Raw genomic sequence first — 12,728 nt, forward strand, 5'->3', positions numbered from 1 at the left:
GCCGAACCTCAGCCGTGCTGAAGCTTGATCTCGATGTCGACGCCCGCAGGCAGGTCCAGTCGCTGAAGGGAATCCACGGTCTTAGGCCCGGGATCCACGATGTCGAGCAAACGCTTGTGAATGCGAATCTCGAAGTGCTCGCGGCTGTCCTTGTCCTTGTGGGGTGACCGGATCACGGTGAATCGGTGCTTTTCGGTGGGAAGTGGGACAGGACCCCTCAAATCGGCCTGGGTGCGCTTAACCGTCTCCACGATCTTTTTCGTGGACTGGTCGATGATCTCGTGATCGTAGGCCTTAAGCCGAATGCGGATTTTCTGTCCTGCTGCCATGAGAGCTACTTGACGATCTTGGTAACGGTGCCCGCGCCTACGGTGCGGCCGCCCTCGCGGATAGCAAAGCGCAGACCCTCGTCCATGGCGATGGGCGCGATCAGCTCCACGACCATCTCCGTGTTGTCGCCGGGCATGCACATCTCGGTGCCCTCGGGCAGGGCGATGGTGCCGGTGACGTCGGTGGTGCGGAAGTAGAACTGGGGCCGGTAATTGCTGAAGAACGGCTTGTGACGCCCGCCTTCTTCCTTGGTCAGCACGTAGACCTGGGCTTCGAAGTTTGTATGGGGGGTGATGGAGCCGGGCTTGGCCAACACCTGGCCGCGCTGGACCTCGTCCTTGTCGGTGCCCCGCAGCAGGGCGCCGATGTTGTCGCCGGCGCGACCTTCGTCGAGCAGCTTGCGGAACATCTCAACCCCGGTGCACACCGTCTCGGCCGTGTCTTTAATGCCGACGATCTCCACCTTGTCGCCGGTGTTGACGATGCCCTGCTCCACCCGACCGGTGACCACGGTTCCCCGTCCGGTGATGGAGAACACGTCTTCAATGGGCATCAGGAACGGCTTGTCCACGTCGCGCTCGGGCTCCTCGATGTAGGAGTCCACCTGCTCCATCAGGTCGATCACCTGCTGGGCGGCATCGCCGTCGCCGTCGAGAGCCTTGAGAGCCGAAACCGGGATCACCGGGATGTCGTCGCCGGGGAAGTCGTACTCGCTGAGCAGCTCCCTAACCTCGAGTTCCACCAGCTCCAACAGCTCCTCATCGTCCACCATGTCGACCTTGTTCAAGGCGACCACGATGGCGGGCACGCCCACCTGGCGGGCCAAGAGAACGTGCTCTCGGGTCTGGGGCATGGGGCCGTCGGCGGCCGAGACCACCAGAATGGCGCCATCTACCTGGGCGGCGCCGGTGATCATGTTCTTGATGTAGTCGGCGTGGCCGGGCATGTCGACGTGGGCGTAGTGGCGGTTCCCTGTTTCGTACTCCACGTGGGCCACGTTGATGGTGATTCCCCGCTCCCGCTCCTCGGGGGCCTTGTCGATGTTGTCGAACTCGGTGAATTGCGTGGTGGTGGGATCGGCCTCCGACAGCACCTTGGTGATTGCCGCAGTCAGGGTGGTCTTGCCGTGGTCGATGTGGCCCATCGTGCCCACGTTCAAGTGCGGCTTGGTGCGCTCAAATGTTTCCTTAGCCATTTTCTATCCTCCGAAAACGGGCTCTTTGTCCCTGATTATTCGCCCCGAATGCGGGCGACTATCTCCTCTTGCACCTTGGCAGGCGCCTGCCGGTAGGTGTCGAACTGCATGGTGTGCGTAGCACGCCCCTGTGTCCGCGACCGGAGTTCGGTAGCGTACCCGAACATTTCCGAGAGTGGCACATGGGCCTTGACAATTTGTTCGCGGCCCCGCTGTTCCATGCTGTCGATCTTGCCCCGGCGACCGTTCAAATCGCCGATCACGTCGCCCATGTACTCCTCGGGAGTCACTACGTCGACGGCCATGATCGGCTCCAACAAAACGGGCTTGGCCCGTCGGGCGGCGTCGCGGAAGGCGGCGGTGGCCGCGATCTTGAAGGCCATGTCGGATGAGTCCACCTCGTGGTGCTTGCCGTCGGTGAGGGTCACCTTGATGTCGACTACCGGGAATCCGGCCAGCGGCCCGGTGGTCATGGCATCTTGCATTCCGCTGTCTACCGCGGGGATGTACTCCTTGGGGATGCGCCCCCCGCTGACCTGGCTGGCGAACTCATAGCCCTTGCCGGGGTAGTTCGGCTCAAGGTCGAAGGTGATCTCGGCGTATTGGCCCGAGCCTCCCGTCTGCTTCTTGTGGGTGTAGGTGAACTTGCCCACCGGCGTGGAGACGGTCTCCCGGTAGGCCACCTGCGGCTTTCCGACCGAGGCGTCCACATTGAACTCCCGCAGCATCCGCTCCACCAGCACCTCCAGGTGGAGCTCGCCCATGCCGGCAATGAGAGTCTGCGCGGTCTCCTCGTCGGTGCGGACCTGGAACGTGGGGTCCTCTTCGGCCAAAGCTGACATAGCCTTGCCCAGCTTGTCCTGGTCGGCCTTGGTCCGGGGTTCCACCGCCACTTGGATCACCGGGTCGGGGAAGTCCATCTGCTCCAGTTCGATGGGGTGGTTGGGATGGGCCAAGGTGTCGCCAGTGCGCACGTCTTTGAGGCCGATTCCGGCCACGATGTCGCCGGCCCGGACGACGTCGAGATCCTCGCGGTCGTTGGCGTGCATCTCCAGGATGCGGCCGATTCGCTCCTTGCGCCCGGTTCGGGTATTCACCACCTGACTGCCCTTGTCCAACTGGCCGCTGTACACCCGGAAATAGGTGAGCTTGCCTACATGGGGGTCGCTCATGATCTTGAATGCCAACGCGCTGAACGGGGCCTCGTCGTCGGCGGGTCGCTCGCACTCTTCGCCCTTGTAGATGCCGCTGACCGGGGGGATGTCCAGTGGGGAGGGCAGGTACTCGATGATGGCGTCCAGCAGCGGCTGCACGCCCTTGTTCTTGAAGGCCGACCCGCACAGCACGGGCACGACGTCCAGTGACAGGGTGCAGGCTCGCAGCGAGGCCCGCAGATCAGCCGGGGTGATGGAGTCCTCGTCTTCGATGTACTTCTCCAGCAGATTCTCGTCGAACTGGGTGAGCAGGTCGATGAGCTCGAATCGGGCTTCCTCTGCTTTGTCTTTGAGGTCATCGGGGATCTCGGTGACGTCCCAGGTGGCGCCCAAATCGTCGCCCCGCCATACCAGGCCCTGCATTTCCACCAAGTCGACCACGCCCAGCAAGTCGGCCTCGATCCCGATGGGCAGTTGCACCACGGCGGTGGTGGCCCGCAGGCGCTCGGAAATGGTGAGCACGGCCCGCTCGAAGTTGGCCCCAGTTCGATCGAGCTTGTTGATGAAGCAAATCCGGGGCACGCCGTACTTGTTGGCTTGGCGCCAGACAGTCTCAGACTGGGGTTCCACGCCGGCGACGCCGTCAAACAGGGCCACCGCGCCGTCGAGCACCCTCAGAGAGCGCTCCACCTCCATGGTGAAGTCCACGTGGCCAGGCGTGTCGATGATGTTGATGCGGTGGCCAGCCCATTCGGCGGTGGTGGCGGCCGACGTGATGGTGATGCCCCGCTCCTGCTCTTGCTCCATCCAGTCCATGGTGGCGGCGCCGTCGTGGACCTCTCCGAGCTTGTAGGCCTTGCCGGTGTAGTAGAGAATGCGCTCAGTGCAGGTGGTTTTGCCCGCGTCAATGTGGGCCATGATGCCAATGTTGCGGGTCTTCTCCAACGGGTGACGAGACATGACGCTCAGGAGGTAGGACCGCTTACCAGCGGTAGTGGGCGAAGGCCCGGTTCGACTCAGCCATCTTGTGCAAGTCGTCGCGCCGTTTCACCGACGCACCCAGGCCATTGGAGGCGTCCAGGATTTCGTTGGCCAGCCGATCGGTCATCGTACGCTCACGCCGCTCTCGGGCGTGATTGACGATCCAGCGGATAGCCAGGGTGTTCGCCCGTCGAGGGCGCACGTCTACGGGGACCTGATAAGTGGCCCCGCCGACCCGCCGACTGCGGACTTCGAGTTGGGGGCGCACATTGTCCACGGCTCGCTTCAGGGTGCCCAGCGGCTCGGCACTGGTCTTCTGCTCCACAATGTCGAGCGCGCCGTACATGATGCGCTCAGCGGTGGAGCGCTTGCCCCGTTGCAGGATCTTGTTCACGAACTGGGTGACGAGCAATGAGTCGAACACCGGGTCGTTGGGGAGATCGCGTCGTCCCGCCGGGCCCTTGCGAGGCATGGCTAGCCTTCCTTCTTGGCGCCGTAGCGGCTTCGGGCCTGTCGGCGGTCGGTTACCCCGGCGGTGTCGAGGGTGCCCCGGATGATCTTGTAGCGCACGCCTGGCAGATCTCGCACTCGACCGCCGCGCACCAGCACGATGGAGTGCTCTTGGAGGTTGTGCCCCTCTCCGGGGATGTAGGCGGTGACTTCCATTCCGCTGGTCAGCCGCACGCGGGCCACTCGGCGGAGCGCGGAATTCGGCTTCTTCGGAGTGGTGGTGTAGACCCGAGTGCATACCCCTCGCCGCTGGGGCGCGCCTTTGAGAGCCGGCGTCTTCTCCTTGCGGAATTTGGACTGGCGACCCTTGCGCACCAGTTGCTGAATCGTGGGCACAGCACTTCCTACGGCTGATTGAAAAAAGATTGAGGGCGCAGCGAAGGCCGCGCTCCAATTCTAAGTTTACGCCCCTAGGTTCCCCATCGGCAACACGTCGGCGTCGGTGGCATCGTCGGCGGAGGCCCACTGGGCAAACTGATCTGCCAGGTCAACGTCGTCATCGGCGGAGGTGTAGTACTCCATCGGGGTGAAGTCGGGAGCGTGGGTGGCGATTTCCCGGTATATCTCCATGCCTGTTCCCGCTGGGATCAGCTTTCCGATGATGATGTTCTCCTTGAGGCCGACGAGTTCGTCTTGGCGAGACTCGATGGCTGCCTCGGTGAGTACCCGGGTGGTCTCCTGGAACGACGCGGCCGACAGCCAGGAATCGGTGGCCAGGGAGGCCTTGGTGATTCCCATGAGCTCGGGACGCCCCTCGGCGGGGCGCTTGCCCTCTTGGGCTAGGGCGCGGTTCACGTTGGTGAATTTCTGGGAGTCCACCCGCTCGCCGGGCAAGAATTCGGAGTCACCCGGTTCCTGAATGGCCACCCGACGGGTCATCTGGCGGACGATCAACTCGATGTGCTTGTCGTGGATGGATACGCCCTGGTCTCGGTACACCCGCTGCACCTCGTCTACCAGGTACTGCTGGGTTTCCCGCACGCCGCGTATTTCCAGCAGCTCCTTGGGATCGCGGGGTCCGTCGGCCTGGGCCACCGAATCACCGGCGGACACCTCTTGGTTTTCGACCACCGCCAGCTTCCATGCCGGGTCGATGACGAGGGACCACTCGGCACCGTCGTCGCCCACCACGGTCAGCCGGCTGGCCTTGCCGTCGTCCTCTTCGAGGCGGACCACCCCGGAGATCCGGGTGAGCTCAGCTTTGCCCTTGGGAGTGCGGGCCTCGAACAATTCCACGACGCGGGGCAGACCGCCGGCGATGTCCTTGCCGGCCACCCCGCCGGTGTGGAAGGTCCGCATGGTGAGCTGCGTGCCCGGCTCGCCGATGGACTGGGCGGCGATAACGCCCACGGCTTCGCCCACCTCGATGGGCTGGCCGGTGGCAAGGGAGAGCCCGTAGGAGGCTCGGCTGATACCCACCTCGGAGTCGTCGGTGAGGGGGGACAGCACCCGGACCCGGGTCACCGTGGGATCGTCGCGCAACAGAGCCATCTCCTCGTCGCCGATGATGGAGCCCTGCTCCAACACGGTGCCGTCGCCCAGAGTCACGTCGTCAGCCAGGGTGCGGCTGAACAGTCGCGTCTCCAGGTAGGTCCGCTTGCCCGGCTCATCGGGCTTGACGTCGTTGATCCAGATGCCCCGAACCGGCCCTCCCGATTCGAACGGGTCCCGGTCATTGATGATGACCTCTTGGGCCACGTCGACCAGGCGGCGAGTGAGATAGCCGGAGTCCGCGGTGCGAAGGGCGGTGTCCACCAAGCCCTTGCGGGCACCGGGGGTGGCGATGAAGTACTCGAGCATCGCCAGGCCTTCGCGGAAGTTGCTCTTGATGGGCCGGGGGATCATGTCGCCGCGGGGGTTGGCCACCAGGCCGCGCATGCCCGCAATCTGGCGGACCTGCATCATGTTCCCCCGGGCACCGGAGCCCACCATCATGTCGATGGGGTTGAACTTCTCTGACTGGAGCACCGACTCCATGCTCTGGCGCACCATTTCGGTGGCCTCGGTCCAGATCTCAACCTCTTTCTGGCGGCGCTCACCGTCGGTGATGATGCCCTTCCGGAACTGGGTTTCGACCTTTTCGGCCTCTTTCTCGTAGCCGTCCAAGATGTTCTTCTTGTCGTGGGGCACCTTGATGTCGTCCACCGAGACGGTGAGTCCGGATTGGCTGGCGAACTGGAAGCTCAGATTCTTCAGGGCGTCGAGGCTGCGGGCCACGATCTCCTTGGTGTACTGCTGGGCCAGCTTGTCCACGATGGTAGTGATGTCCCGCTTGGTGGCCACCCGGTTCACATAGGGGAAGTCGTCGGGCAGGGTGCTGTTGAACAGCACTCGTCCCACCGTGGTGGGGGTGTAGGTGGCGGCGTCGCCGTTGGCCGGCGTCTCCACCAACTGGGGAATGCGGTACTCGATGCGGGCGTGAAGATCGACCTCGCCGGCTTCGTAGGCCCGCTCGATCTGGTGCTGGTGGCGGAAAACCCGTCCCTCGCCGACCGCGCCATCCACTTCCTCGGTGAGGTAGTAGGCCCCGATGATCATGTCCTGGCCGGGAGTGACCAGAGGACGACCGTGGGCCGGGCTGAGCACGTTGTTAGCCGACAGCATTAGCACCCGGGCCTCGGCCTGTGCCTGGGCCGATAAGGGCAGGTGGACCGCCATCTGGTCGCCGTCGAAGTCGGCATTGAAGGCGGTACACACCAGCGGGTGGATCTGGATGGCCTTGCCCTCCACGAGCACGGGCTCGAACGCCTGGATGCCCAGACGGTGCAGGGTCGGGGCCCGGTTCAACAGTACAGGGTGCTCTTGAATGACCTCGTCGAGCACGTCCCATACCTGGGGGCGGCGCCGCTCGACCATACGCTTTGCCGACTTGATGTTTTGGGCCAAGTCCTCTTCCACCAGCTTCTTCATGACGAAGGGCTTGAACAGTTCCAGGGCCATGAGCTTGGGCAGGCCGCACTGGTGAAGCTTGAGTGTGGGGCCGACCACGATGACCGAGCGGCCGGAGTAGTCGACTCGCTTGCCCAGCAGGTTCTGGCGGAAGCGCCCCTGCTTGCCCTTGAGCATGTCGGACAGCGACTTGAGGGGCCGGTTGCCCGGACCGGTCACCGGGCGGCCCCGACGGCCGTTGTCGAAAAGGGCGTCGACTGCCTCTTGCAGCATGCGCTTCTCGTTGTTGACGATGATCTCGGGCGCGCCGAGGTCGAGCAGCCGCTTGAGGCGGTTGTTGCGGTTGATGACTCGGCGATAGAGGTCGTTCAGATCGGAGGTGGCGAATCGGCCGCCGTCTAGTTGCACCATGGGGCGCAATTCCGGGGGAATGACCGGGACGGCGTCCAGGATCATGGCCCGGGGATCGTTGATGCGCCGGCCGTGCTGGTCGCGCCGGTTGAACGCCGACACGATCTTCAGCCGCTTGATGGCCTTCTGCTCCCGCTGTTGGGAGAGCTTTTTCTGACCCTCGGGGGGATCAAGCTGCTCCCGGAGTTTGCGCTCCTCCTCATCGAGGTCGACGCTGTCGATGAGCGTGGCGATGACCGCCGCGCCCATGCCCCCGGTGAACAGGTCGCCGTAGCGCTCCTCCATCTCCCGCCACAGTTCCTCGTCCTCGACGATCTTGCGGGGGAACAGGCTGGAGAATTCCTCGAAGGCCCGCTCAACCATCTCGATTTCCTCGTCGTACTCCTCTTCGAGGGCCAAGATGTCCTTCTCCGCCGCCTTCTGGCGCTTGTCGATGTCCTTGGCGTCGACGGTCTCGAGTTCTTCTTCCAGTTCGGCCAAGCGCTCGTTCTTGCGCTCCTGAAGCTCTTCGCGGATGGCCTCGATCTCCTCGATCTTCTCCCGCTCGAGTTCGGGAAGCCGCCGATGGCGCTCCTCCTCATCAACCTCGGTCACCAGGTTGGCTGCGAAGTAGATGACCTTCTCCAGCTGCTTGGCTTTCAACTCCTCCTTGGGCTCGGTGCCCATCAGCAGGTAGGCCAGCCACGACCTTGTGCCCCTCAGATACCAGATGTGGACTGCGGGGGCGGCAAGCTCGATGTGGCCCATCCGATCTCGGCGCACCTTGGAGCGGGTGACCTCCACGCCGCATCGTTCGCAGATGATTCCCTTGAAGCGGATGCGCTTGTACTTGCCGCAGTAACACTCCCAATCCTTGGTGGGACCGAAGATCTTCTCGCAGAACAAGCCGTCCTTTTCAGGGCGAAGCGTGCGGTAGTTGATGGTCTCCGGCTTCTTCACCTCACCGTTGGACCAGGTCCGAATGGCATCGGCTGTAGCCAGCCCGATGGAGAGCTGGTCGAATGCATTGACGTCCAACATCTAGAAGCTCCTCCCCATGACACGGCGGTCGTCTTCATCGTCTGAGCCCCGCTCAGGCCGGGAAATATCGATGCCCAGCTCCTCAGATGTGCGGAAGGCATCGTCGTCCAACTCGGTGATCTCCACCTGCTGGCCGGCGGTGTCCCTCACCTCCACGTTCAGGCAAAGGGCCTGCATCTCCTTTATGAGCACTTTGAAGCTCTCTGGAATGCCCGGCTCGGGGATGTTGTCGCCCTTGACGATGGCCTCGTACACCCGCACGCGGCCCAGCACGTCGTCGGACTTGATGGTGAGCAGCTCTTGGAGGCAGTAGGCCGCGCCGTAGGCCTCCAGCGCCCAGACTTCCATCTCGCCGAACCGCTGGCCGCCGAACTGAGCCTTGCCACCCAGCGGCTGCTGGGTGATCATCGAATAGGGGCCCGTGGAGCGGGCGTGGATCTTGTCGTCCACCAGGTGGGCCAGCTTCAGCATGTACATGTAGCCGACCATGATCCGGTTGTCGTAGGGCTCACCGGTGCGGCCGTTGTAGAGCTCGGCCTTGCCGTCTTCTCCGATCAGGCGCTCGCCATCGATGGTCTCCGGCTTGATGTTTGCCAGGAGATGTTGGATGGTGGGGTGCTGGCCAGAGTGCCCGGCCTCATCCCAATGGGCGCCGTCGAACACCGGGGTCGACACCAGGGTGGAAGCCTGGGTGGTGGGCCTGGTCTTGCGCCCGTCGCCCCGTTCAGGCTCCTGGCCGACCATGCCGTTCGAATCCCAGCCCCAGCGGGCGGCGTAGCCCAAATGGGCTTCCAGCACCTGGCCCACATTCATGCGGGAGGGAACCCCCAGAGGGTTCAAGATGATGTCCACCGGCGTCCCGTCGGCCAGATGGGGCATGTCCTCCATCGGGAGGATCTTGGAGATCACGCCCTTGTTGCCGTGCCGTCCGGCCAGCTTGTCGCCTACTGAGATCTTCCGCTTCTGGGCTACATATACCCGGACCAGCTGATTCACGCCGGGGGGCAGCTCATCGCCCGCGAAGCGGTTGAACTTCTTGACGTCGATGACCTTGCCGTTTTCGCCGTGGGGAACCTTGAGGCTGGTGTCGCGGACCTCTCGGGCCTTCTCCCCGAAGATGGCCCGCAGCAGGCGCTCCTCGGGGGTCAGCTCGGTCTCGCCCTTGGGGGTTACCTTGCCCACCAGCACGTCGCCGGGGCCGACTTCGGCGCCGGGTCGGATGATCCCCTCCTCGTCAAGATCGGCCAGGATCTCCTCGGACAGATTGGGGATGTCCCGGGTGATCTCCTCGGGGCCGAGCTTGGTGTCTCGAGCGTCGATCTCGTGCTCGTGGATGTGGATGGAGGTGAGCACGTCGTCGCGCACGAGCCGGTCGCTCAGGATGATGGCGTCCTCGAAGTTGTAGCCCTCCCAGGCCATGAAGGCCACCAGCAGGTTCTTGCCCAAGGCCATCTCGCCGTTGTCGGTCGACGGACCGTCGGCCAGGATGCGGCCCTTGCGGAATTTCTCCCCCACGTTCAGCAGCGGCTTCTGGTTGATGCAAGTGTCCTGGTTGGACCGCTCGAACTTCATCAGCTTGTAGCTGGTGGAGCCGGCGTTCTTGTAGTCCACCGTGATGCTGTCGCCGGCCACGTCGGTGACGGTGCCGTCTTCTTGGGCGATGATCATGTCGGCGGCGTCCCGGGCCGCCTTGCCCTCGATGCCGGTTCCCACATACGGGGCCTCGGGTCGGACCAATGGCACCGCTTGGCGCTGCATGTTGGCCCCCATGAGGGCCCGGTTGGCGTCGTCGTGCTCGAGGAAGGGGATCAGCGCGGTGGCAACCGAGACGATCTGCTTGGGGGAGACGTCCATGAGCTGGACCTCGTCGGGGGGCACTGAGGAGATCTCAGTGGTGGCTCCGAAGAACACTTCCTGCTCGAGCTGGGCCTGCAACCCCTTCATGGTCGCGGCCTGGGGGGAGCGCCGCACTAGCACACGGTCGTTGACGAACCGGTTCTGGTCGTCGAGAGGGGCGTTGGCCTGGGCGACCACGTACTCCTCCTCGTCGTCGGCGGCCAGCCAGATGATCTCGTCGGTGACCTGGCCATCGACGACCCTGCGGTAGGGGGATTCAATGAATCCGAACTCGTTCACCCGGCCATAAGAGGCCAAAGCACCGATCAGACCGATGTTGGGGCCCTCGGGGGTCTCTATGGGGCACATCCGGCCGTAGTGGGAGAAGTGGACGTCGCGCACTTCGAACCCGGCTCGTTCCCTTGACAGGCCGCCCGGTCCCAACGCCGACAGCCGGCGACGGTGGGTGAGGCCCGACAGGGGATTCACCTGGTCCATGAACTGCGAGAGCTGGCTGGTGCCGAAGAACTCCTTGATGGCGGCGGCCACCGGCCGGTTGTTGATGAGCGAGGTAGGGGTGATGGCCTCCACGTCTTGGGTGGTCATGCGCTCGCGCACCACCCGCTCCATCCGGGAAAGGCCGATGCGCACCTGGTTCTGGATCAGCTCACCCACTGAGCGGATACGGCGGTTGGCGAAGTGGTCCTGATCGTCGAGGCGGTAGCCCGGCTCGAACTTCACCAGGTGCAGTAGGTAGGTGCAGGTGGCTAGCACCTCAGCAGGGGAGAGCACCGGCTGATCGGGTTCAGGACGCTCCAGCGTCAGACCGAACAGCTCTTCGATGCGATCCAGTTCGGGGCCCAACTTGCGGTCGAGCTTGTAGCGGCCCACTCGGGACAAGTCGTAGCGGCGGCTCTCGAAGAATGCGTTGCGGAAGTAGTTGCGGGCTGCTTCCACCGACTGGGGTTCGCCGGGACGGGCTCGCTTGTAGATCTCCAGCAGGGCTTCGTCCTGGGTGGCGTGCTGATGCCTGTCGTTCTCCCACTGGTCGGCCAAGAAGTCGAAGTGAGCCACGAAGCGGTCCAAGAAGCCGGGGGCCTTCTCCTCGTCATAGCCCAGCGCCCGCAGCAGGGTGAACAGGCTCATGCGGCGCTTGCGGGCCACTCGGGCCCCTGCGGTGGGGTTGCGGCCCGGTTTGTGCTCGACGTCGAACTCGATCCACTCCCCCCGATAGGGGTGGATGGTTCCGGTGACTAGCTGATGCTTGCTCAGGTTGCGGAGACGGAATCGCTCGCCGGGCTGGAAGATCACGCCGGGGGAGCGAACGAGTTGGGACACCACCACGCGCTCGGTGCCGTTCACAATGAACGTGCCCTTGTCGGTCATGACCGGGAAATCGCCCAAGAAGACGATCTGCTCGATGATCTCGCCGGTGTTGCGGTTGGAGAACCTAGCCTGCACCAGGATGGGTGCCGAGTAGGTCATATCCTTCTCTTTGCACTCTTCCACCGAGGTGCCCCAGCGGGGGCCGGGGTTCAGGTCTTCATCGTCGGGGTCGAACTCAAGCTCGAGTTGCAGGGTCTCCGAGAAGTCCTTGATGGGGCTGATGTCGCGGAAGGCATCAGCCAGTCCTTGCCGGATGAACCATTGGAAGGAGTCCTTCTGCACCGCAATAAGGTCGGGCAGGGGCAGCACCTCCTCCAGGTTTCCGAAGGAGTAGCGGTCGCGGGTCGCCGAACGTGCGGACAAGGTGAGCTCCATGTGTATAGACGGGCAACGCCGGTTGGCTGCTCGAATCCCTGAACGTCAATGGGAGGGGGAATCCCTAAACGCGGCCGCGTCAAAAGAGAAGGCGTGGCCGGGGAGACAAGCGAGCGGGTATCCGGGAATGATACGCGGTGCGGACATGGTTTACAAGCCATGCCCGCCAGGAATTCGCTGGTTGTGCGTTACTTGAGCTCCACAGCCCCGCCGGCGGCCTCAATGAGCTCCTTGGCCTTCTCGGCATCCTCCTTAGAGGCCTTCTCCAAGATCGGCTTGGGAGCGTTGTCCACCAGTTCTTTGGCGTCCTTCAGGCCCAGGTTGGTGAGGGTGCGTACCTCTTTGATGACCTGGATCTTCTTCTCGCCCGCGCTGGTCAATACCACGTCGAACTCGCTCTGCTCTTCAGCGGCACCGCCGCCGTCACCGCCGCCATCGCCGGGAGCCGCCATCATCATGGGCATGGCTGCGGCCGGGGCTGCGGCCTCTACGTTGAAGCGATCCTTGAACGCCTCTTTGAGCTCGGACAGCTCAAGCACCGTCATGGACCCGATGGAGTCCAGAATCTCATCTACCTTGGACATTTCTGTTCCTCATTCCTTTGTTGATTGATTGTTGTCAGTTCTTCCAGTTGGAGCCGG

General features: G+C 63.6%; 8 protein-coding genes. All 8 read right to left on the minus strand.

Going from position 1 to position 12,728, the window contains the following annotated elements; translation table 11 throughout:
* Positions 1-8: 8 nt before the first annotated feature.
* The 8 genes from rpsJ to rplL all read right to left on the minus strand — a co-directional run bounded on the left by rpsJ (position 9) and on the right by rplL (position 12,671).
* Entirely contained in the window at positions 9-329 is a 321-nt protein-coding gene (gene rpsJ / locus ACOGXH_RS01745) for a 30S ribosomal protein S10 (protein ID WP_419845036.1), read from the minus strand.
* 5 nt (positions 330-334) lie between these two features.
* Positions 335-1,525 (minus strand): elongation factor Tu, encoded by a 1,191-nt coding sequence (gene tuf / locus ACOGXH_RS01750; RefSeq protein WP_419927397.1) that lies wholly within the window; start codon positions 1,523-1,525, stop codon positions 335-337.
* Between the two features lie 35 nt (positions 1,526-1,560).
* Complete coding sequence (fusA, locus tag ACOGXH_RS01755; protein WP_419927398.1) at positions 1,561-3,639, minus strand: elongation factor G; 2,079 nt, start codon at positions 3,637-3,639, stop codon at positions 1,561-1,563.
* A 22-nt stretch (positions 3,640-3,661) separates the two neighbouring features.
* Positions 3,662-4,132: a 30S ribosomal protein S7 gene (gene rpsG, locus ACOGXH_RS01760; protein WP_419927399.1), complete on the minus strand. Its 471-nt coding sequence runs from the start codon at positions 4,130-4,132 to the stop codon at positions 3,662-3,664.
* Between the two features lie 2 nt (positions 4,133-4,134).
* Positions 4,135-4,506 carry a 30S ribosomal protein S12 gene (gene rpsL, locus ACOGXH_RS01765; RefSeq protein ID WP_419927400.1) on the minus strand — a complete coding sequence of 124 codons (372 nt, stop codon included), beginning with the start codon at positions 4,504-4,506 and terminating at the stop codon, positions 4,135-4,137.
* A 66-nt stretch (positions 4,507-4,572) separates the two neighbouring features.
* Positions 4,573-8,490 carry a DNA-directed RNA polymerase subunit beta' gene (locus ACOGXH_RS01770; RefSeq protein WP_419927401.1) on the minus strand — a complete coding sequence of 1,306 codons (3,918 nt, stop codon included), beginning with the start codon at positions 8,488-8,490 and terminating at the stop codon, positions 4,573-4,575.
* Positions 8,491-12,087: a DNA-directed RNA polymerase subunit beta gene (locus ACOGXH_RS01775; protein ID WP_419927402.1), complete on the minus strand. Its 3,597-nt coding sequence runs from the start codon at positions 12,085-12,087 to the stop codon at positions 8,491-8,493.
* 188 nt (positions 12,088-12,275) lie between these two features.
* Complete coding sequence (gene rplL / locus ACOGXH_RS01780) at positions 12,276-12,671, minus strand: 50S ribosomal protein L7/L12 (protein WP_419927403.1); 396 nt, start codon at positions 12,669-12,671, stop codon at positions 12,276-12,278.
* Positions 12,672-12,728: the final 57 nt, after the last annotated feature.

The organism is Candidatus Poriferisocius sp. (genome assembly GCF_965208355.1).
Taxonomy (GTDB): domain Bacteria; phylum Actinomycetota; class Acidimicrobiia; order Acidimicrobiales; family Bin134; genus Poriferisocius.